The organism is Chryseobacterium lacus (assembly GCF_003336205.1).
Taxonomy (GTDB): domain Bacteria; phylum Bacteroidota; class Bacteroidia; order Flavobacteriales; family Weeksellaceae; genus Chryseobacterium_A; species Chryseobacterium_A lacus.
The window spans coordinates 99,385-120,366 of the sequence record NZ_QPIE01000004.1; the positions used below are offsets into that span (position 1 = coordinate 99,385).

Below are 20,982 nucleotides of genomic sequence, written 5' to 3' on the forward strand. Positions count from 1 at the left end.
ACTTTTAAAGAATCAGAAATGGTTCTTTTTTTATTGCTAAATTTGCACCCTGCAATTCTGATGTTCAGCGGTTGTCAATTTAATCTATCCGAACTTTTACTATGCGCACAAAATCAACAGGAAAAAAGAAAATTAATGTCATCACTCTGGGATGTTCCAAAAACGTAGTGGATTCTGAAGTGCTGATGGGGCAATTATCTGCCAACGGAAAAGAAGTTGTTCATGAGGATCGTGGTGATATTGTGGTGATCAATACTTGTGGTTTTATCGATAATGCCAAGCAGGAAAGCATCAATACCATTCTGGATGCTGTAGAAGCCAAAGAAAGAGGCGAAGTGGAAAAAGTGTTTGTGATGGGCTGTCTTTCCGAACGGTACAAACCGGATTTGGAAAAGGAAATTCCGAATGTAGATCAGTATTTCGGAACCCGGGAGCTGCCATTTTTATTGAAACAACTCGGTGCAGATTATAAACACGAACTGGTAGGAGAGCGACTGACAACAACTCCAAAACATTACGCTTATTTGAAAATTTCGGAAGGTTGCGACAGGCCGTGTTCTTTTTGTGCCATTCCCTTAATGAGAGGCGGTCATATTTCAAAACCGATAGAAAAGTTATCTGAGGAAGCGCGAAATCTCGCAAAAAACGGAACTAAAGAACTGATTCTTATTGCACAGGATCTCACGTATTACGGTTTAGATTTGTATAAGAAACGAGCACTTGCAGATCTTTTGCGCGAACTCGTAACCGTGGACGGAATTGAATGGATTCGGCTGCATTATGCGTTTCCTTCAGGGTTTCCGGAAGATGTTCTGGAAATCATCCGCACCGAACCTAAAGTGTGCAATTATATTGACATTCCGTTGCAGCATATTAATTCTGATCTTCTCAAATCGATGCGAAGAGGAACAACCGCCGAAAAAACAAATGATTTGCTCAGAAAATTCAGGGAATATGCTCCGGATATGGCCATTCGTACCACGCTGATTGTAGGATATCCCGGCGAAACGGAAGAGGTTTTTCAGCAATTGAAAAACTGGGTTGCTGAACAGCGGTTCGACAGACTGGGCTGCTTTACCTATTCTCACGAAGAAAATACACATGCTTACCATCTTCAGGACGATATTCCACAGGAAGTGAAAGAGAGAAGAGTAGAGGAAATCATGGAACTGCAATCACAGATTTCCTGGGAGAAAAATCAGGAAAAAATCGGTAAAGTATTCCGTTGTATTTTCGACAGGAAAGAAGGAAATTATTTTGTGGGACGAACAGAATTTGATTCTCCGGATGTCGATAATACTGTACTTGTGGAAGCCAGTAACGTTTATATTTCTTCAGGAAGCTTCATGAATATTAAAATAACCGCTGCTGAAGAATTCGATTTATATGGAATATTGGTATAATTTCCTTTTCAGAAATATATCTTTTCATTTTGATAGAAAAAACGCTCATTTTTGAGCGTTTTATTTTTGTATTGAATTGATGATCAATGTCATGTGTTTTTCAGGAATCAGTTAGAATAATAGAATTAGTTAATTAAATTAACTTTTAACCGCTTCTTTTAACACTATTTAACATCCTTTCGGAAAGGCTTTTCTCACGGTGTTTCACAGCAATTTTAAGTTTTATTTAACGTTTTATTAACTTTCATTAACGCAATAATTCTGAAGGGTTATTATTTCAGTTTACATTTGCCCTCGTCAAACCAATAAAAATTCAAAATGATGAAAAGAGGAATTCTCGTAATCATAATGATGATTTCAACTCTTGGCCTTTATTCTTTCAAGAATAATACCAAAGATAATGAAGAGGTAAAAACAAGTTATGCGTCGTATTATCACGACAAATTTAATGGAAGAAAAACAGCAAGCGGTGAGGTTTTTCATAACACAAAACTCACAGCAGCGCACAGAACGCTTCCTTTTGGTACTAAAGTAAAAGTAACCAACCTGCGAAACGGCGAAAGTGTGGTGGTAACTATTAACGATCGTGGCCCGTTTCATGCCGCCAGAGCACTGGACCTTTCCAAAGCAGCGTATGATGAAATCGGAAACCTCAGAACAGGTACCATGCCAATAGAATTTGAAATTATTGATTAATAATCTTTTAAACCAAAAAGTCCTTCCGCAACTGTGGAAGGACTTTTTTTTATGACTATGTTATAAGAATCACATTGAAGAAACCGCCAGCAACGCCTCATAAAATTCTTCTTCCATCAGCCCGAATTGTTGACAACATAATCTGAGGCCTTCCAGATGCATCATCGTGTCTGATTTCTGAATTTCCAAGGGTAGTTCGCCTAAAGATGTTTTAGCGATAAAATAGCCGTCTTTCTGACTGTATTCGGAGGTGCTGTAGGGAAGTTGTCTGAAATAATTTGAGGTTTGTTGTAACGCTTCCGAGAAAATAACGTGATTTTCTGGATAAATTAGAACTCCGCCCGAAGTCATCTTGCTGACAAGTAATTGGCTTTCCTCAGCATTTACAGGTGTTGTAATCAGTGCGATATTAGGCCGGAAATCGGAACCTGCGATGAGGTCCTGAGTGGAATAAAGCGCAAAATCGTTTCCTGTATCCGTGGAAGTTTCAGTAATCTCATCAAAATTTTTTCCATGAAAGTTCAAAATGTTTTTAAGCAGTTGCTGCACTTCATTTCCTGCGACAAGAACCCGGGTTTTATGTTGTGCTTTCTCAAAGGCGTCAGCGATGTTCATGCTATCTTTAATATTTAATTTAGGGGTTTGTATTCAGTTTGGATTTCAGAAGCTCCTGAAAAGCCTGTGTCACACGATCCCATTTTTCCTGGTCTTGTTCCATGATGTAACTTGCGTCACTTTTGCTGGCAGATTGCTGACCGACATTAACTTTTATGGTAGTACTGATGTAATCGTAGAGTTTTTTTCGGTCTTCCTGTATCATCCGAAAATTATTCGCAGCCAATACTTCTTCTAGTTTTTGAATTTCGTCGGAAGAAATCTTAAAATTTTTCTTGATTTTCTTTCCCTGGCCTTCGAAAGAATAATGCGCTTTATTCCCTTTGATGAGAAAGTTTTCATACACAGGTGCAAAACCTCCGCTTCTGGAATAACTGTAATCATAATCGGAATACACTTTTTGTGTGTTGCAGGAAGCGATAAAAAACAAGATGAGCAGGAATGTTATTTTTTTCATATAAAGAGATTAGGAAGGTAATTCTGCTTTTTTCTTTGCTTTCAGTTCTTCTTCATACTGATGCAATAAATTAAAATCTTCAGTCTGTTCTATGGAAATCATAATTTTGGTCAGAATTTGCTGTGCTGTTTCGGTTTCATAATCTATTTCCAGCGGTTTTTTAAACTCCAGCGTCGGACGTACTCCGGTTACTTTTATGCGAAGTCCTCTTTTATCAAACGCTCTTCTGAAGCCATTTATTTTGATGGGAACAACAATGGGCCTTTGGTTTTTCACCAGTTTGGCTGTTCCTTTTCTTCCCTGCGCAAAAGCGGCAGTGGTTCCCTGTGGAAAAGTAATCACCCAGCCGTTGTCCAAAGCTTTCATAATATTGTCCACTTCGGTCATGTCCAGCAACCGGTTTACATTTTTGCCTTCAGCGCGCCAAGTTCTTTTCACGGTAACAGCGCCTGCAATTTTAAAAATTCGGGCGAGAATCCCTTTGTTCATGGTTTCTTCCGCTGCTACGTAATAGAAATCTACTTTGGGGTTCAGCAGATATACCGGATTTTTAATGGTGTTTAAATAGCCGTTATTTACAGCACAGAAAGCGTGGTACATCGCAGCTACATCAGCAAAATAAGTCTGATGATTAGAAACAAAAAGTACGTTGGAATCGGGCAAATCCAGAAGATGTTCGGTTCCTGTTATCGTCAGTTTATTGAACCCGTTGAATCTTCTGTAAGAAACAATTCCTAAAATAAAAATAATCAGTCTTTTGAAGACATACGGTGTACCAAATGCATCGGTGAAAATGTTCTTTTTCGCCATTCGTTTTAACATAATCTGCAAAGTTACATATTTTTCAAAACCTGGCTGAATTCGCTCAGAATCATGGAAGTGGCTCCCCAAATGCGATAACCTTCAAAATTGATTACAGGAACTTCTACATTTCGCGAACCGGCAAGCACCATCATTTCAGGTTTATCTGGAAGTTGAAGCAAAGTTGATACCGGAAATTCAATCAGTTCCACAACTTCATTTTTCTGTGGAATGAATGTCGGATTTTTTTTGGTGAAAGAAACGAACGGGTGTACATAAAAATTGCTGGGAAGGATGTACACCGGCGACATTTCCCTGATAATACGAATGTAAGGTTTTTCAATTCCCATTTCCTCAGATGTTTCTCTGATGGCGGTGTGGGCAAAACTGTTATCTTGCGCTTCACGGCTTCCTCCGGGAAGCGAAATTTGCCCGCTGTGACGGTCGCGCTCATGCTCTGTACGCTGCATCAAAGGGAAATACCATTCATTATTTTTAAAATACAACAGGATGTTGACTGCCGCAAAACGCGGATTTTTTTCCAGAATTTCTTCGTAAGAAAAAAGAGGGCGGTAGGGCGGGGAATAAACTGAGTGAGCGTGCTCTCCGTACAGGCTTGTATTTTTTATTCTGTTCAGTAAATCTCTTCCATCAAATTTCATAGTTCAAATTTAATAATTGTGAACAGATGATGTTAAAAAAAAAGGTTAAAGTTATTCAATTAAAACGCATAAGTTGTTTCAGTTTTACTTAGCGGTTTTGAAATCAGTATGCACTTTCCATAGTCTATATTCAACAGTCCAAGTTTTAGGAATAAAAAAAGGAGTGGGCTGAGTTGCGATATTTTCTATAAATATATTTTGATCACTCAGTACTTTTTTGGTGATTTGTTTATCGGGATTACATTCTTTCGTCTCTGTAAACGTCAAAATTTGAATAGGTTGGTTTTCTCCAATGTAATAATACATATATCGGTTTGGCAACCCGAAATCTTTTTTTAAATTTTTAATATTAAAATCAAAACTTCTTGTGTTTTCACATTCTGATATTTTCACTTCGGTACCGAAGCGAACTTCAACTCTATAATTTTCCGGATCTTGAATTTTCGGAATAAGAAGATCCACCCTTTTCATATTTTGTGTAAGTTCAGGATATTTGGGCTCAGTTTGAGCAATTGTAGATAAACTGAAAAGGGTAGCAATTGAGAGAAATGTTTTTTTTAATTTCATTTACAACTATTTAAATTTATGTAAATTTCCACTAATTGTTTTAATTAGAATAGCTCATCAGCTCTTCCTTTTTGCTGTTATAAAGCTTGTATTCCAGATACTTGTAGCTGTCTCGTGGTATGATGGTGACCCATTTTTTATACTTCAGGTACCATTTAGTTTGGATACTCATGAGGCCTTTGGTAAGATATGCTTCTACGAAAGGATGTACATGAAGGAAAAGCTTGCCTTTCTCTTTCTGAATAAAGTTTCTGATGGCTTCTTCCATGCGTTCCACCACTACGATTGGAGCCAGAATTTCTCCTGTAGCATTTGGATTTTCTTCCTTGGTTTCAATTTGTTTTTCCGGACGGTTCCGCTGTCTGGTGATCTGAATAAGCCCGAATCTGCTGGGCGGAAGAATTTTGTGTCGCGCTTTGTCACGTTTCATTTCTTCTTTCAGATGTTCGTACAGGTTTTTCCGGTGTTCTGCATTGGGCATGTCGATAAAATCTACCACAATAATCCCGCCCATATCCCGCAACCGCAGCTGGCGTGCAATCTCTGTTGCAGCCATTTTATTTACGTTCAAAGCATGTTCTTTATTGGTGGATGCTGAAGATAAATTCGGGCCTGAATTCACATCTATAACGTGCAAAGCCTCAGTGTGTTCCACTACGAGATAAGCACCTCTGGAGCCGGAAATATTAACGTGTTTTCCAAAACTTTGCTTCAGCTGTTTTTCGACATTATAATATTCCAATAAAGGAATATGATGATCATAATACTGGACAATATTTTTTCTTTCCGGAGCAATAACTTCCAGATAGCTTTTCATATCACTCACCATCTGCTCGTCATCACAAATAATGCTCACGAAATCTGCATTGAAATTGTCTCTCAGAATAGCAGAAGCTTTATCGTCTTCGCTTAGTACCTTGCTGGGAATGATGTTTTTCTGAATATTTTTGAAAGTGGTTTCCCATTTTTGCACCAGTTGATTCATGTCATTGTGCAGTTCAGCCACTTTTTTTCCTTCTGCAACTGTTCTGATAATCGCCCCGAAGCCTTCAGGTTTTATGCTTTCTATCAGGTTGCGCAGGCGTTCGCGTTCTTCGGCAGTACCTATTTTTTTGGAAATGGAAACTTTATTGTCAAAAGGGATCAACACCAGAAATCGGCCTGTAAGAGAAATTTGCGTAGAAATACGCGGGCCTTTTGTGGAAATAGGTTCTTTGGTAATTTGGAGCAAAACGAGATCGTCTTTGGCAATGACACGGTCTACGGTGCCATTTTTATTAATTTCCTTTTGAATGGGAAAATTTTTCAGACTGGAAGAAGTCTGCTTTTTGCTGAGCGTGTCTTTCAGGAATTTTTTATAGGTCAGGAACTCCGGTCCTAAGTCGTGATAATGTAGAAAAGCATCTTTTCCGTACCCGATATTTACAAAAGCGGCATTCAGGTTGGGAGCCAGTTTTTTTACTTTACCGATAAACAGATCGCCTACTACGAAGTCGGTTTTGTCTTCCTGCTCATGGAGTTCAAAAAGGCGGCCGTCTTCCAGCAGGGCTATTTTGGTCAGCTCATCTTCATGCGATACAATAAGTTCTTTCTTCATTGCTTCATAAGATTATTTTTAATAGATGAAAATGGAGTTAGGGTTTGCTTAAAACAAAATATAGTCGGTGAGACTTTATTTTAAATAAAAAACACCAACTATACTATATATTTCTGAAGTCAGAAGAGACTTATTTTTTCTTTTTATGTCGGTTTGCTCTTCTTCTTTTTTTTCTTTTGTGGGTGGCTACTTTGTGCCTTTTTCTTTTCTTTCCGCTTGGCATTTCTAAAAATTTAAAATGTTATTACTCAGTTATTATTTTACAGCTACTTTAGCCTTTACTTTTTCAGTGAAAGTTTTGGAGGGTTTGAAAGCCGGTATATTGTGAGCGGGGATTTCAATAGCAGTATTCTTAGAAATGTTTCTTCCCGTCTTGGCTGCCCTTGTTTTGATAATAAAAGAGCCGAAACCTCTCAGATAAACATTATCACCCTGATACATTGCACTTCTGATCTCATGCATGAAAGCTTCTATAATTTTCTGAGTTTCAGCTTTTTCAGTCCCTAATTTACTTGAGATGGTATTTACCAATTCTGCCTTTGTCATTTTCTGTTTTTCTTTTTAATTTTGGTGTGCAAATATAAAACTTATTTTTGAAAACAAACAAACAAAACCCTGATTTTCTTTGCATTGGTGTAAAGCTATTGAAATGGTTCTCAGTACACGGAAGAGATCTTCCGTTCCGAAAGACAGATGATCCATACAAAATCTGGATCTGCGAAATTATTTTTCAGCAAACCAGAATACAACAGGGACTTAATCATTATCATCGGTTCATAAATCGTTTTCCCGACGTGCAAACTTTAGCAGAAGCTTCTTCGGATGAAGTGCTTCTTCATTGGAAAGGACTCGGATATTATTCCCGTGCTCTCAATATTCATAAGGCTTCGCATCAGATTATGGAAAATTTCGGAGGGGTTTTTCCACAAGAATATGACGATATTCTGTCGCTGAAAGGAGTAGGAAAATATACCGCAGCCGCTGTGCACAGCATTTGTTTTGGAGGCCATCTTCCTGCGGTGGATGGGAATTTTTATCGCGTATTGAGCCGCATTTTTGCTGATGATTATGATATTTCTACAACCGGTGCATTTTCGCATTTCAGCAGTCTAGCTTTGTTGATGATGCCTCTTGGAAAAGCTGGTGAATTCAATCAGGCGATGATGGATTTGGGTTCCGAAATTTGCCGGCCGAGAAATCCATATTGTGAAATTTGTCCATTAAACGCTGATTGTACTGCTTTTCAACTCAAAAAAGTACACGAATTTCCTAAAAAACTCAAAAAAATAAAACCTACCGAACTGCAACTTCAGTATGCTTTTGTGCAGCATGGTGATCATTTTCTCATTCGACGTCGCAACGAAAGCAGCATCTGGAAAAAACTGTATGAATTTCCAACGGAAATTGATGAAAAATACAAAACGTACGAACTGGATTCTACTGAAATAAAACATAAGCTGACACACCGGAATCTCACCGTTATCATTCGGCATTTTATCATCAAATCTCAGGAAGAATTTGAAAATTTGGCAGAAGAAGGTGGCTTTCATATTGTAGATTATGAGCAATCTGCAGCGAAATCATTTCCAAAACCGCTGGAAAATTATCTGAAAATCCGCTTTGAAAAATGACGGAACAATCCTGTTTGTCTTCCGCAGAAAAAAAGGTATTTTTGCAGAATGTTAAAACATTTTTTCTGTATTGGCCTTGCCATTTCTTTGATCAGCTGTGCGAAAGACCCTGTTCCGAAACCATCGGGTGAGCTGAGGCTCGAATATCCGGAATCAAAATACGCGAAGTTTGAAAACGACTGTCATTATACTTTTGAATTTTCAGATTTTGCAGCGATCGAAGATGCGAAAAAGCCCTGCTGGTTTTATCTGAATTATCCTGAAATGAAGGGAAAAGTTTTTATTACTTATTTTCCGATCAAAGGTGATCTGCAGGCTCACATTAAAGAAGCGGAGAAAATGGTGTATGAACATACTGTAAAGGCCAGTTCCATCGATACAAAATCTTTTGAATATCCTGAAAAAAGAGTTTTCGGAAATTTTTATGAGCTGAAAGGCCAGAGCGCTTCCAATCTACAATTTTATATTACGGACAGCACGCGGCATTTTGTAACGGCGTATCTGTATTTCAATTCAAGGCCAAAACCGGATTCTCTGGCTCCGGCAGTGGAGTACGTGAAAAAAGATATGCAACATCTGATAGACACTTTTGAGTGGAAATAAAAACGATAGTATTTAACTGAAATTTAAAAAAATGAAATTATTAGTCGTAGGAAGCGTAGCATTTGATGCCATCGAAACTCCTTTCGGTAAAACGGATAAAATATTGGGCGGTGCTGCTACGTACATCGGGCTGGCCGCTTCTGTAATGAATGTAAAATCCGGGATTGTTTCCGTAGTAGGAGGCGATTTCCCGCAGGAAGATATGGATCTTTTGAACAACCGTGGTGTGAATACCGAAGGAATTGAAATCATCAAAGAAGGAAAGACATTTTTCTGGAGCGGCAGGTATCATAACGATCTCAATACCCGCGATACTTTAGTAACCGAAGTGAATGTTTTGGAACATTTCGATCCTAAAATCCCTGATTCTATGCAAGATGCCGAAGTGTTATTGCTCGGAAATCTTCATCCGGGAGTTCAGCTTTCTGTTCTTGAAAAAATGAACCACCGCCCGAAACTGGTGATTCTGGATACCATGAATTTCTGGATGGATACGGCCTGGGAAGTGCTGATGGAAATGGTCTCGAAAACAGATGTGATTACCATTAATGACGAAGAAGCGCGCCAGCTTTCCGGAGAATATTCTTTAGTGAAAGCAGCAAAAAAAATCCATGCCATGGGTCCTGAATTTGTCATTATTAAAAAGGGAGAACACGGCGCATTGTTGTTTCATGAAGGGAAAGTTTTCGCCATTCCTGCACTTCCGCTGGAAGAAGTTTTCGATCCTACAGGAGCGGGAGATACTTTTGCCGGAGGTTTTGCTTCTTATCTCGTGAAAAAAGAAACTTTTGATTTTGAAACCATGAAATCCGCCATTATTGTGGGTTCGGCATTAGCATCTTTTACTGTAGAGAAATTCGGAACTGAAAGATTGAAAGAAATTACACCCGCTGAAATTTCGGAAAGAATTGCGCAGTTTAAGGATTTGACAACATTCGAAGTGGAAGTATAATTTTTTTTAGATTTTAAAGTTTAAGAAATTATTATAACAAAAAATGAAGCCTAATTGGTTTAGAATTATAAATTTGCAGATTGATTTAAAAAAAATATATAGGATGAGTAGGATAAAATGCTCTTTTTTACTGGGAGTTTTCTTTGTGTTAGTTTCAGTTCAGGTCTCAGCACAGCTGGAAAAAGGACAGTTGGTAGACGGTATCGCTGCAGTGATAGGTGATGAAATAGTGCTGGAATCGGATGTGGAGGAGCAAATCAATTATGCCAAGCAACAGGGAAGCCAGATGCTGGATAAATGCAAAGTGATGGAAAGCATCCTAATCAATAAAATTATTGTTCACGAGGCCAAAAGAGATACGCTGATTGAAAACCGTTCCGCCGCCATCAGAGAAAATGTGGAGATGAAATACAATCAGATCCTTTCTCAGTTTCCGGATGAAAGAGCTATGCTCTCGGCATACAAATTCAGAACGGGTTTTGAAATGAAAAATGCTATTGAAAAAATAGATACTGATCAATATTACGGACAGGCAAAATATCAGAGCATCACTATGAAAGCGGATGTAACGCCAAACGAAGTAACCGATTTCTACAACACCTTTAAGCTCCAGCTTCCTGAAGTAAAAGATGAAGTGACACTGGCTCAAATCAGTATGTATCCTAAGTTGACAGAAGCACACAAAGAGGAAATTATCAATAGACTTAAAAAGATAAAGCAGGACATCCTGAGCGGCGAATCGTTTGAAAGTCAGGCGCGCATTTATTCGGAAGATCCCGGATCTGCGGCCAACGGCGGTTTGATGAAAAATATTTCCCGCGGGCAGATGGTAAAACCTTTTGAAGCGGCAGCATTAAATCTTCAGGAAGGGGAAATATCCGATCCTATAGAATCGGAATTTGGGTTCCACATCATTCAGCTCGAAAGAAAAGCAGGTAAAATTTATGATGCCCGGCATATTCTCATTGCGACCACGCCGAATAGCGACGAAATTGCGGCAGCAAAAAAAGAATTAGACAGCATCAGAACCTTGATTATGGATGGGAAAATGACGTTTAAAGAAGCGGCTTACAAATTTTCAGACGATAAAAGAACAAAATTCAACGCCGGAATCCTGACCAATAATGACGGCTCCGATAAACTGGAAAGAATTTCTCTTCCGCCAACTTTGGGTTACCAGATTGCAGGGTACAACAAAGGCGACATCACCGAAGTATACGAAGATGAAATGAACCGCAGAAAAGTGGTGACCATGGTGAAAATCGAAGACTCAATTCCTGCACACCAATTGTCTATTGAAACCGATTATGACCGCATCAAGCAAATGGCACTCAACAAAAAGAAAAGCGAAATGATCGACAAATGGGTGAAGGAAAGAATTCCGCACGTATTTATCAGTATCGACAACCGCTACTCCAACTGTACTTTCGAAGGCGATCTCCAGAAAGCGATTTTGACGAAATAGAAAAATTCATCCTCCGTTCAAAAAACGGGGGATTTTTTTAGTCTGCAAGGGTAGGATTTTTGCGAAATAAATTCCTTTTCAATACATTTGGTAATCAAATTACAATTTAAAACTATTACAATGATCATATCTCCCTTTCTCATGTTGTTCGGAACCATAATTTACTTCTTATTGCTGATTCTTGCTTTTATGCAAATGATGAGAAATGAGAAAGGTATCAATCTCGTTGTTTGGCTACTCATGCTGATTTTCTTGCCTTTTGCAGGAGCAGCTTTATATCTCATTTACGACAAATGGAATAGAAGTATAGCCAAGTTGAAATAGGAAATATTAATTTTTTTGAAGGTAAAACATGTCGAATTTTATACATTTTGGGATCGCGGAAAAGATGTACAGCGAAGAACAAAACAAAATCACCAAACTTTTTGAAATTCAATATCCCATTATTCAGGGCGGGATGATCTGGCACTCCGGATGGCGTCTCGCATCGGCAGTGTCGAACTGTGGAGGTTTAGGATTAATTGGTGCAGGAAGTATGTATCCTGATATTTTGAGAGAAAATATTCAAAAATGTAAAGCGGCAACGGACAAACCTTTTGGGGTGAATGTTCCTATGCTTTATCCTAATCTGGAAGAAATTATCAACATTATTCTCGAAGAAGGTGTTAAAATTGTTTTTACTTCTGCCGGAAATCCTAAAACTTATACGGAAACCCTGAAAAAAGAAGGATTAAAAGTAGCGCATGTCGTTTCTTCGGCGAAATTTGCATTGAAATGCGAAGAGGCCGGTGTGGATGCTGTAGTAGCCGAAGGTTTTGAAGCTGGAGGACACAACGGAAGAGAAGAAACGACCACTTTTTGTCTCATCCCGAATGTGAGAAAACACATTTCCACACCGTTGATTGCTGCCGGAGGAATTGCGTTGGGCTCTCAAATGAAAGCAGCGATGATTCTGGGTGCAGACGGCGTTCAGATCGGCTCCCGTTTTGCGGCTACTGAAGAAGCGAGCGCGCATGACAACTGGAAACAGAAAATAGCCGAACTCAGGGAAGGAGATACTCAGTTAACTTTGAAAGAACTCGCACCGGTACGGATGGTAAAAAATAAATTTTTTCAAGAAATAGATCAACTGTACGAGAATGGAAGAAATGTCGAGAATCTGAAAGCAACTTTAGGTCGTGCCCGCGCAAAACGGGGAATGTTCGAAGGTGATCTGGAAGAAGGCGAACTGGAAATAGGGCAAGTGTCTTCTCTGATTGAGGAAGTTCTGCCGGTGCAAAAAGTATTTGAAAATCTGCTAAAAGAATTTCGGGAGACCGAATGTCCAGACTTTTAGATTCCAAAAAAAGTGAAAAAGACCTCGTTGCCAAGGTCTTTTTTTATGATTTTAAAATATTTTCTATTGCTCCAGCCAGCTTGTCTGCGTTGGGCAACATTTCTTTTTCAAGAATTAAATTAATCGGAACAGCCGGAAGATTCATAGCTCCAATTGCTTCCACCGGAGCGTCCAGATGTTGAAAACAGTTTTTTGAAATTCTGTGTGCCAATGCTTCAGCAAAAGAATTCTGAATTTGTTCCTCAGTAAGTACAATGCATTTTCCGTGAAGTTTGACTCTTTCAAAAATGAGGGTTTCATCCAAAGGAATCAATGTTCGGAGGTCAATAATTTCTACTCTTCCTGAGAACTTTTTCGCTGCTTGTTTCGCCCAGAAAACGCCCATTCCGTAAGTCACAACCACCATTGTTCTTCCTTTCTTCATCTCAGATTCATCAGCTTCCAGAATAAGATTGGCTTTGCCGAACGGAAGGATATAATCTTCTGCGGGTTCTATTGTTTTAGCATCTTCGGTGCCGGGAACTTTGCTCCAGTACAGTCCTTTGTGTTCCAGCATGATCACCGGATTCGGGTCATAATACGCTGCTTTCAGCAAACCTTTGAAGTCGGCTGCGTTGCTGGGATAGGCTATTTTAATTCCTTTAATATTGGCAAGAATACTTTCGACACTTCCGCTGTGATACGGTCCGCCGCCACCATACGCACCGATGGGAACACGAATAATACTGCTCACAGGAAATTTACCATAGGAAAGATAAGATGATTTGGATATTTCTGTAATCAGCTGATTGATGCCCGGATAAATATAATCCGCAAATTGAACCTCAACAATAGGTTTTAATCCTACAGCGCTCATTCCAACGGTAGAACCAATAATATAAGCTTCCTGAATCGCTGTATTAAATACTCTTTTTACGCCGAATTTGGCTCCCAATGTTACCGTTTCACGGAAAACACCACCAATTCTTTCACCCACATCCTGCCCGTACAATAAAGCTTCGGGATGTTTCCACATCAGTTCCTGTATCGCATGAATGGCGGCATCCACCATTACAATTTTTTCCTGTCCTTCAGGAGTTCGCGTTCCGGTTTCTTCGGTAATGGGAGTTGGCGCAAAAACATGATCAGCTACACTTTCAGCTTTGGGATCCTCTGCTTTTATGGCTTTTTCAAATGCTTCTTCAATTTCTTTTCTGCATTGAATTTCTATTTCATCAAGATTTTTTTCATCAAAACCTTCGTCGTGAATCAGGTGATTTTTCAAGAGTATTCCGGGATCTTTTGCACGGTGTTTTTCCAGATCGGTTTCATCACGGTAAAATTCTCTTCTAACGCCGGAAGTATGGTGGCCAATCAAAACTGTGGAGGCGCATACGAGCATGGGTTTGCGTTCCGTTCTTACGAAATCCACGGCTTTTTTCATCGCCAGATAACTTTCAGCGAAATCAGTTCCATTTACACGCATCCTGTTCAGTCCGACAAATCCTGCTGCATAATCGTAGGCATCAGAAGTGCGAGCTTCTTTTTTAGTAACGGAAATTCCCCATTCATTATCCTGAACCAGAAAAATAACGGGAAGTTGATGAAGTGCCGCAAATTGAAATGCTTCCGCTACTTCGCCCTCAGTGACAGAGTTGTCGCCCAGACTACACACAACGACTGGATTATTGTCAAATTGCTGAAGATTAAATTCTTCGATATACTGAATTCCCTGCGCAACACCGGTAGTAGGAATCGCCTGCATTCCTGTAGCAGAACTTTGATGGATAATTTTCGGTTTATCTTCTTCTCTACTGGAAGGATGGGAATAATAAGAACGGCCTCCTGAAAAAGGATCCTCAGCTTTCGCCAATAACTGAAGCATCAAACGGTAAGGCTCAAAACCGATGCCCATCAACAGGCTTTCGTCTCGGTAATACGGGGAAACCCAGTCGTCTTTTGTGAGGTGATAAGCGGTAGCCAATTGTATGGCTTCGTGGCCACGGGAAGTGGAATGAACATACGTAGTGACGGATCTGTTTTCCTCGTAAACATCGGCCATTGCACGGGCCAGCATCATGTGGCGGTACGCTTTCAACAGAATATCGTGAGCTACTTTTTCTTTAATAATTTCCATAGAAAACAAAGATAGTATTTTTTTAAGAGAAGACCAGCGGTGAAAATCTCGTTAGCAGAATGTTTGAAATTAAATTTTTCTTTATCAACTTCCAATAATTCAAATTGTTTTTACATGATATTCATTTTTCATCCGTCATCGCAGTAAATGGTGAAAGTTTTGATATTTTCTTCAGACAAGTTTATTCTCAGTTTAAATACTATTTATCATGAAATATATTCTTATTCTTTCATCTATGCTTTTGATGGCGTGTAACAATTCTACAACTGATTGTGATTGCTCCCAACTAAGATGGCAACGAACGGTTGATTATCAGGGAACTTCTGATAATGTTGTGGCGACTACCGACTGGAACGCGCAGGGAACCGAAGAACCCATCAACACTACCGATTGCACCGCAGACGGAACCATAGCTGAATCCGGAGTAGTGAGCACCGAAGTTTTGACTAACGGAAATATCCGAAAAACGGAGTACGAATATCGGGTGACGTGCTTTTAACGTTAAAACTGCTTAGAAAAAGGTGTTTTTTCGAAATCAAAGATCGTTGTGGTGACATCATACCGAAACCATTCTTTGAACATTTTGAAATTTCTCCGTTGTGGCCACTTCTTTTTATCAGTACGCCAGGAATCTAATTCAAATTCGAATATTTTGCTATATTTTTTCCGCATCCACACTTCCAGATCCTTAATGTCTTCGCTCACCAAATACACTCTTGTTTCTCGTAAAATCTCGTAGTCCAATTCTTCTGCAAATAAATCGGAACACCAGTTAATAAAGGGTTCTAAGGGTGTGACAATGATCGCACAGCGGTTGATGAAATTTTCCTGAAATTCATCCTCACATTCTTCGTCCTTTATCTCACTTAGCATCATATCCAGAAATGTCTCTTGTTCTTGGGTAACAACGGTTAATACAGGATCCACATTGGTTTCTTTAAACTCAAAATCCACAATAAAATTCGTATATTCTTTTAAATGACTCGCTTTATAATCGATCAATTTTTTCATTAATTCTCTGTTGATCGACATATCATGTACGGTTTTAATAGCCTCCTCGCTATCTTTCAAGGGCATCAGCACCATCATGTTCCCTAAATTCCAAGCCGTTATTGCAAATTCAAACATATCTTCATAGTAAGGCGTGTCAGAAAAGTCATTTGCAAATTATTTCAATAGAAAAAGAATCTGGATCCATATGTCGCAATTTTTTTTTCAATTAATTTTCCTCTAATTTTACCGAAATTCTCCATTAATGTATTTAGTTTTTGATACCGAAACCACGGGCTTGCCTCAAAATTTTAATGCTCCCGTTTCGGATTCAGGCAATTGGCCCAGGATGGTTCAGTTGGCGTGGCAACTTCATGATGAACAAGGTAATCTTATCGAAAATCAGGATTATATCATTAAACCTGAAGGCTATGATATTCCCTTTAATGCTTCACGGATCCACGGAATTACCACGAAATTGGCTCAGGAGGAAGGCCGCGATCTGTCCGAAGTACTGCATGAGTTCAACGCTGCGCTCACAAAAGCACAATTCGGTGTGGGACAGAATGTAGAATTCGATTATAAAATTATCGGTGCTGAATTTTTCAGAAAAGAAATTGAAAATAATCTTCAGGAACTTCCCAAAGCCGATACCATGATTTTCGGTACCGATTTTTGTCAGCTTCAGGGCGGGAAAAACGGCAAATTCAAATCGCCGAAACTGGAAGAAATTTACGAAAAACTGTACGGATACAAATTCGAGGAAGCGCATAATGCTGCAGCCGATGTGAATGCGACAGCGCAGTGTTTCTTTGAAATGATGCGAATCGGGGTTATTAATGCAACGGATTTAAAGATTTCCGAAGAACTAATCCAGGAATTCCGCAGCAGATATCCTGAACCAATCCGCCCTTTTGAAATCGTGATCAGAAGGCAGGTAACCGCACTGAAAAAGAAAAAGTCCAAAGTGGTATTGGGCGAAACTCCCGATGTGGATTTAGGCCGGTATTTCAATTTTCATAATCACAGTATATATTCCTCGCTTCAGGCTTCCACGGGTATTCCGGAGCTCATCAATAAAGCCGTCGAAAATAAATTTCCAGCAGTGGGAATGGTGGATATCGGCAATATGATGGGCGCATTTAAATTCATCGCTGAGGTGGAAAAAAGAAATGAACCTCTGCAGAAGGAACATCAGGAATATGCGGAAAGAAAAAAGCAGGCGGAAGAAAATGGAGAAGATTTTTCTGAAACTGAACCCGCTCCGCTGCTGATGCCTGTTTTGGGATGCGAATTTTTCATTTCAGACCGTCCTGAACAAAAACAGTTTACCAAAGATGATCCGGACCGAAGAACTCAGGTGGTGCTTCTGGCGAAAAATTTCAATGGTTACCGGAATCTGGCGAAGCTTTCCAGTCTGGGCTTTGTGAACGGATATTATTTCGGAGTTCCCAGAATTTCCAGAAAAATGATTGCTGAATATAAAGAAGACCTTATTGCCCTGACATCGGGTGTTAACGGGGATATTCCTTCCACGATTCTGGAATTTGGGGAACAGAAAGGAGAGGAACTTTTCAAATGGTGGAAAGAAACTTTCGGGGATGATTTCTATGTCCAGATTCAGAACCATGAAGTGTTGGAAGAAGAACACGTGAACGATGTTCTCCTCCGATTCGCCGATCAATATAGTGTGAAAATTTTGGCGCAAAACGAAACCTATTATACAGAGAAAAAAGATGCGGGAATTCAGGACATTCTGTTTTGCATCAAAGACGGCGAAAAACTGTCAACTCCCATTGGAAAAGGTTTTGGAAAAAGAAAAGGACTTCCATCCACAGAGTTTTATATTAAAGATGAAGAAGAGCTAAAACAGGCTTTCAGAAATTATCCCGATGCTTTTGAAGCCTACGATGAGTTTTTACAGAAATTTGAATCGTATACCTTAAGCCGCGAAGTTCTACTTCCCAAATTTGATATTCCTGAAGAATTTCAAAGCGAAGAAGATGAAAAAGATGGAGGCAAACGCGGAGAAAATGCTTATCTGAGGTATTTAACCTACGAAGGAGCGAAGCACAGGTACAAAGAAATAACGCCGGAAATTGCGGAACGGCTGGATTTTGAACTGGAAGTCATTGCTAATACAGGATATCCCGGTTATTTTCTCATTGTTCAGGATTTCTGTAATGAAGCCCGGAAAATGGGCGTTTCGGTAGGTCCGGGAAGAGGATCGGCGGCCGGTTCTGCCGTAGCTTACTGTATTGGAATTACCAATGTGGATCCTATTGAATATGATCTCCTTTTTGAGCGTTTCCTGAATCCTGAACGGGTTTCCATGCCGGATATTGATATTGATTTTGATGATGAAGGAAGAGACAGAGTGATCAAATGGGTGGTGGACAAATACGGTAAAACCAATGTGGCGCAAATCATCACTTATTCCGTTCTGGGCGGTAAATCTGCGGTGAAAGATGCTGGAAGAGTGCTGGAACTCTCAATTGCTGACACCAATACGATTGCGAAACTAGTTCCTTCCATACCGGGAATGAATATTGCCAAAGCGCTTTCCAAATACGACAAACTTCCACCGGAAGATAAAATGCTCGTCGAGGAAATGAAAAAAATCCTCAGCGATGAGGAAGATTATCGCCATCCCGTGATGGCTGCCGCACAAAAAATGGAAGGTGCAGTCCGGAATACCGGAATTCATGCTTGCGGAGTGATTATTACCCCGGAAGATATTTCTAATCTGGTGCCCATCACAATTGCGGCGAAAGACAGCGATATTATTGTGTCGCAATTTGACAACTCTGTGGCGGAAAATGCAGGCCTTCTGAAAATGGATTTTCTGGGACTCAGAACGCTCACCATTATTAAAGATGCGATTAAATTAATCCAAAAAAACCATCAGATTAGTATTGATACAGATGAAATTCCACTCAATGATGAAAAAACCTATCAGCTGTTTCAGGAAGGAAGAACGGTAGGTGTTTTTCAGTATGAAAGCCCGGGAATGCAAAAATACATGAGAGAGCTGAAACCGACGGTTTTTGCGGATTTAATTGCTATGAACGCGCTTTACCGTCCAGGGCCTATCAAATATATTCCGAATTTTATCAACCGGAAACACGGCATCGAAGAAATTGTTTATAATTTACCCGAAACCGAAGAGTATTTAGCAGAAACCTACGGAATTACCGTCTATCAGGAGCAAGTAATGCTGCTTTCGCAAAAGCTGGCCAATTTTACTAAAGGAGAAGCGGATACCTTGCGGAAAGCGATGGGGAAAAAACAGAAGAATGTACTGGATAAAATGTATCCTAAGTTTTTGGAAGGCGGAAGAAGTAATAATCTGGATGAAGAAAAACTCAACAAAATATGGAAAGACTGGGAAGCTTTTGCAGAATATGCTTTTAATAAATCGCACTCTACCTGTTATGCATTGATAGCTTATCATACCGCATATCTGAAGGCTAATTATCCCGCTGAATATATGGCGTGTGTCATGACCCACAACCTGAATAATACTAAGCAAATCACCATGTTTATGGAAGACTGTAAAAATATGGGTGTGGATGTTTTGGGGCCGGATGTGAACGAAAGCCAGTATGAATTTGCGGTGAACGACAGAAGACAGGTTCGTTTCGGGCTCGGGGCTATCAAAGGGATCGGAGAAGGCCCGAGTGAAGCCATCGTAGAAGCCAGAAAAAATGGAAGGTTCAAAAATATTTATGATTTTTTTGAAAGAATACCTGCTTCACAAATCAACAAAAGAGTAGTGGAAAGCTTGGTAACTGCCGGTGCATTTGATGAGATCGATACCTGGCACCGTGCGCAATATTTTGACATTGATAATGCAGGCCGAACCAATATCGAGAAATTATTGAGGTATGGACAAAGCTATCAGGAAAATAAAAATGAAGTGGAAAATTCCCTGTTTGCAGATTTCGCTGATGAAATAAGAATAGAACCTCCGAAAATTCTGCCCGCTCCCGAATGGCCCAATATGTACAAACTCAATAAAGAAAAGGAAATTATCGGTTTTTATCTTTCTGCACATCCGTTGGACGAGTTTAAATTCCATTATAAGTTCATACAGGGCGTTTTCTCAAAAAAGGAAGTACTCGAAATTCGGAAAGAAGAGGAAATTATACCGGTGGAAACCGTTCTTTCAACAGTGAAGTTTTCTGACGATGACGCTGCCGATGAGGTTATTGACATGGAACTGGCAGAAGGAGAAGAAATGCCTGAAGAAGAACCTCTTAAAAATGTGGATGCAAAAGGTCAACTCAATTTTCTGAATCTGGACGAAATCGATGCCTTTCGGGATCGGAATTTCGGCGCAGAAGAAATTCGGCTTTTCGAAGAAATTTCTGATTTTCGGGAAAAGCAGAAGTTCAACGCCAATGCAAAAGAATACACTGTGGCCGGGCTTGTGACGGAATACACCATTCGAGATGGCAGAAACAGCGGCGAAAAAGTCGCTTTCATTACGTTGGAAGATTATACCGGAAGCTATTCATTCCGCCTTGGCGACCGCGATTACCTGAGACTTCGTGATAAACTGGATATTCAGCGTTTTGTGATCCTGAAAATCAAATTTACCATTTCTAAAGACGGACGTGTTTTTGTGAACATTATGGATGTGATTGAGCTGAAGGAAGCGTTCGAAAGGTTTGCAAAAAGCCTTTCAGTGGTGATGAACATACAGGATCTCCGGAAAGAAGATGTTGATTTTTTCAAACAGATACTTCAGCAGAACAACGGTGAGCATAAAATTCATTTTTATCTTCGCAATCTTGCAGATAACAGTCATATAGAACTGCATTCCATGAAAAGCTCCGTACATATTAATCACGACATTCTGGAGGCTTTTACAGAGCGAAATAAATATGAATTGTTCCTGAATTGATTGCTTTAATAGTGTTTTTCATGGAGATTAGGGTGCGCTGATCTATCACTGAAGGAATATTTTATAGGAATGATATCTGTATACAGATTCATATTAAAGAAAATATTCCAAATCTTCCCATTGAAATCAATTAATTTGTAAATTGCTAAATTTTGTTGCAATTTTTTACGATATTTACATTT

The 20,982-nt window shown here is 39.5% G+C and carries 19 protein-coding genes; 10 read left to right on the forward strand and 9 right to left on the reverse strand.

The window, feature by feature from the left end; genetic code table 11:
* Positions 1-101: 101 nt before the first annotated feature.
* Both rimO and DQ356_RS05950 read left to right on the forward strand, forming a co-directional pair.
* Positions 102-1,403, forward strand: a complete 1,302-nt coding sequence (gene rimO, locus DQ356_RS05945; RefSeq protein ID WP_114303565.1) for a 30S ribosomal protein S12 methylthiotransferase RimO — start codon at positions 102-104, stop codon at positions 1,401-1,403.
* 318 nt (positions 1,404-1,721) lie between these two features.
* Complete coding sequence (locus DQ356_RS05950) at positions 1,722-2,099, forward strand: septal ring lytic transglycosylase RlpA family protein (protein ID WP_114303566.1); 378 nt, start codon at positions 1,722-1,724, stop codon at positions 2,097-2,099.
* 69 nt (positions 2,100-2,168) lie between these two features.
* Here DQ356_RS05950 and DQ356_RS05955 read toward each other — a convergent pair whose 3' ends face one another.
* The 7 genes from DQ356_RS05955 to DQ356_RS05985 form a co-directional block, all read right to left on the reverse strand.
* Positions 2,169-2,714, reverse strand: a complete 546-nt coding sequence (locus DQ356_RS05955; RefSeq protein ID WP_114303567.1) for a hypothetical protein — start codon at positions 2,712-2,714, stop codon at positions 2,169-2,171.
* A gap of 19 nt (positions 2,715-2,733) precedes the next feature.
* Positions 2,734-3,171 carry a hypothetical protein gene (locus DQ356_RS05960; RefSeq protein WP_114303568.1) on the reverse strand — a complete coding sequence of 146 codons (438 nt, stop codon included), beginning with the start codon at positions 3,169-3,171 and terminating at the stop codon, positions 2,734-2,736.
* 9 nt (positions 3,172-3,180) lie between these two features.
* On the reverse strand, positions 3,181-3,981 hold the full coding sequence (locus tag DQ356_RS05965; protein ID WP_114303569.1) for a lysophospholipid acyltransferase family protein: 801 nt from the start codon (positions 3,979-3,981) through the stop codon (positions 3,181-3,183).
* Positions 3,982-4,004: 23 nt separating this feature from the next.
* A complete protein-coding gene (locus DQ356_RS05970) occupies positions 4,005-4,634 on the reverse strand; it encodes an NUDIX hydrolase (protein ID WP_114303570.1) in 630 nt (209 codons plus the stop codon).
* An 84-nt stretch (positions 4,635-4,718) separates the two neighbouring features.
* Positions 4,719-5,201 (reverse strand): ecotin family protein, encoded by a 483-nt coding sequence (locus tag DQ356_RS05975; RefSeq protein ID WP_114303571.1) that lies wholly within the window; start codon positions 5,199-5,201, stop codon positions 4,719-4,721.
* Positions 5,202-5,241: 40 nt separating this feature from the next.
* Positions 5,242-6,798, reverse strand: a complete 1,557-nt coding sequence (locus DQ356_RS05980; RefSeq protein WP_114303572.1) for an Rne/Rng family ribonuclease — start codon at positions 6,796-6,798, stop codon at positions 5,242-5,244.
* A 255-nt stretch (positions 6,799-7,053) separates the two neighbouring features.
* Positions 7,054-7,344, reverse strand: a complete 291-nt coding sequence (locus tag DQ356_RS05985) for an HU family DNA-binding protein (RefSeq protein WP_114303573.1) — start codon at positions 7,342-7,344, stop codon at positions 7,054-7,056.
* A 47-nt stretch (positions 7,345-7,391) separates the two neighbouring features.
* Between DQ356_RS05985 and mutY the strand changes: the two genes are divergently transcribed.
* The 6 genes from mutY (at position 7,392) to DQ356_RS06015 (ending at position 12,785) form a co-directional block, all read left to right on the forward strand.
* Positions 7,392-8,429 carry an A/G-specific adenine glycosylase gene (gene mutY / locus DQ356_RS05990; RefSeq protein ID WP_114303574.1) on the forward strand — a complete coding sequence of 346 codons (1,038 nt, stop codon included), beginning with the start codon at positions 7,392-7,394 and terminating at the stop codon, positions 8,427-8,429.
* Positions 8,430-8,477: 48 nt separating this feature from the next.
* On the forward strand, positions 8,478-9,032 hold the full coding sequence (gene gldD, locus DQ356_RS05995) for a gliding motility lipoprotein GldD (protein WP_114303575.1): 555 nt from the start codon (positions 8,478-8,480) through the stop codon (positions 9,030-9,032).
* Positions 9,033-9,063: 31 nt separating this feature from the next.
* Positions 9,064-9,984, forward strand: coding sequence for a PfkB family carbohydrate kinase (locus DQ356_RS06000; RefSeq protein WP_114303576.1), 921 nt, complete (start codon positions 9,064-9,066; stop codon positions 9,982-9,984).
* Positions 9,985-10,087: 103 nt separating this feature from the next.
* A complete protein-coding gene (locus tag DQ356_RS06005) occupies positions 10,088-11,449 on the forward strand; it encodes a peptidylprolyl isomerase (protein WP_114303577.1) in 1,362 nt (453 codons plus the stop codon).
* Between the two features lie 120 nt (positions 11,450-11,569).
* Positions 11,570-11,773, forward strand: a complete 204-nt coding sequence (locus DQ356_RS06010) for a hypothetical protein (RefSeq protein ID WP_126723238.1) — start codon at positions 11,570-11,572, stop codon at positions 11,771-11,773.
* 28 nt (positions 11,774-11,801) lie between these two features.
* Positions 11,802-12,785, forward strand: coding sequence for an NAD(P)H-dependent flavin oxidoreductase (locus DQ356_RS06015; protein ID WP_185123771.1), 984 nt, complete (start codon positions 11,802-11,804; stop codon positions 12,783-12,785).
* Positions 12,786-12,828: 43 nt separating this feature from the next.
* On the opposite strand, the gene DQ356_RS06020 is transcribed toward DQ356_RS06015, so the two are convergent.
* Entirely contained in the window at positions 12,829-14,901 is a 2,073-nt protein-coding gene (locus DQ356_RS06020; protein ID WP_114303579.1) for an alpha-ketoacid dehydrogenase subunit alpha/beta, read from the reverse strand.
* A 208-nt stretch (positions 14,902-15,109) separates the two neighbouring features.
* Between DQ356_RS06020 and DQ356_RS06025 the strand changes: the two genes are divergently transcribed.
* Positions 15,110-15,400, forward strand: coding sequence for a hypothetical protein (locus DQ356_RS06025; RefSeq protein ID WP_114303580.1), 291 nt, complete (start codon positions 15,110-15,112; stop codon positions 15,398-15,400).
* A gap of 2 nt (positions 15,401-15,402) precedes the next feature.
* Here the strand turns inward: DQ356_RS06025 and DQ356_RS06030 are convergent, their stop codons facing one another.
* Positions 15,403-16,029 carry a hypothetical protein gene (locus tag DQ356_RS06030; RefSeq protein ID WP_114303581.1) on the reverse strand — a complete coding sequence of 209 codons (627 nt, stop codon included), beginning with the start codon at positions 16,027-16,029 and terminating at the stop codon, positions 15,403-15,405.
* A 127-nt stretch (positions 16,030-16,156) separates the two neighbouring features.
* On the opposite strand from DQ356_RS06030, the gene dnaE reads away from it, so the two are divergent.
* Entirely contained in the window at positions 16,157-20,800 is a 4,644-nt protein-coding gene (gene dnaE, locus DQ356_RS06035; protein ID WP_114303582.1) for a DNA polymerase III subunit alpha, read from the forward strand.
* The last annotated feature ends 182 nt before the right edge of the window (positions 20,801-20,982 follow it).

Excerpts from the sequence above, each read along its gene's own strand:
- rimO (WP_114303565.1), top strand. The coding sequence starts at position 102 with ATGCGCACAAAATCAACAGGAAAAAAGAAAATTAATGTCATCACTCTG.
- DQ356_RS05950 (WP_114303566.1), top strand. The coding sequence starts at position 1,722 with ATGATGAAAAGAGGAATTCTCGTAATCATAATGATGATTTCAACTCTT.
- DQ356_RS05955 (WP_114303567.1), bottom strand. The coding sequence starts at position 2,714 with ATGAACATCGCTGACGCCTTTGAGAAAGCACAACATAAAACCCGGGTT.
- DQ356_RS05960 (WP_114303568.1), bottom strand. The coding sequence starts at position 3,171 with ATGAAAAAAATAACATTCCTGCTCATCTTGTTTTTTATCGCTTCCTGC.
- DQ356_RS05965 (WP_114303569.1), bottom strand. The coding sequence starts at position 3,981 with ATGGCGAAAAAGAACATTTTCACCGATGCATTTGGTACACCGTATGTC.
- DQ356_RS05970 (WP_114303570.1), bottom strand. The coding sequence starts at position 4,634 with ATGAAATTTGATGGAAGAGATTTACTGAACAGAATAAAAAATACAAGC.
- DQ356_RS05975 (WP_114303571.1), bottom strand. The coding sequence starts at position 5,201 with ATGAAATTAAAAAAAACATTTCTCTCAATTGCTACCCTTTTCAGTTTA.
- DQ356_RS05980 (WP_114303572.1), bottom strand. The coding sequence starts at position 6,798 with ATGAAGAAAGAACTTATTGTATCGCATGAAGATGAGCTGACCAAAATA.
- DQ356_RS05985 (WP_114303573.1), bottom strand. The coding sequence starts at position 7,344 with ATGACAAAGGCAGAATTGGTAAATACCATCTCAAGTAAATTAGGGACT.
- gldD (WP_114303575.1), top strand. The coding sequence starts at position 8,478 with ATGTTAAAACATTTTTTCTGTATTGGCCTTGCCATTTCTTTGATCAGC.
- DQ356_RS06000 (WP_114303576.1), top strand. The coding sequence starts at position 9,064 with ATGAAATTATTAGTCGTAGGAAGCGTAGCATTTGATGCCATCGAAACT.
- DQ356_RS06005 (WP_114303577.1), top strand. The coding sequence starts at position 10,088 with ATGAGTAGGATAAAATGCTCTTTTTTACTGGGAGTTTTCTTTGTGTTA.
- DQ356_RS06010 (WP_126723238.1), top strand. The coding sequence starts at position 11,570 with ATGATCATATCTCCCTTTCTCATGTTGTTCGGAACCATAATTTACTTC.
- DQ356_RS06015 (WP_185123771.1), top strand. The coding sequence starts at position 11,802 with ATGTCGAATTTTATACATTTTGGGATCGCGGAAAAGATGTACAGCGAA.
- DQ356_RS06020 (WP_114303579.1), bottom strand. The coding sequence starts at position 14,901 with ATGGAAATTATTAAAGAAAAAGTAGCTCACGATATTCTGTTGAAAGCG.
- DQ356_RS06025 (WP_114303580.1), top strand. The coding sequence starts at position 15,110 with ATGAAATATATTCTTATTCTTTCATCTATGCTTTTGATGGCGTGTAAC.
- DQ356_RS06030 (WP_114303581.1), bottom strand. The coding sequence starts at position 16,029 with ATGTTTGAATTTGCAATAACGGCTTGGAATTTAGGGAACATGATGGTG.
- dnaE (WP_114303582.1), top strand. The coding sequence starts at position 16,157 with ATGTATTTAGTTTTTGATACCGAAACCACGGGCTTGCCTCAAAATTTT.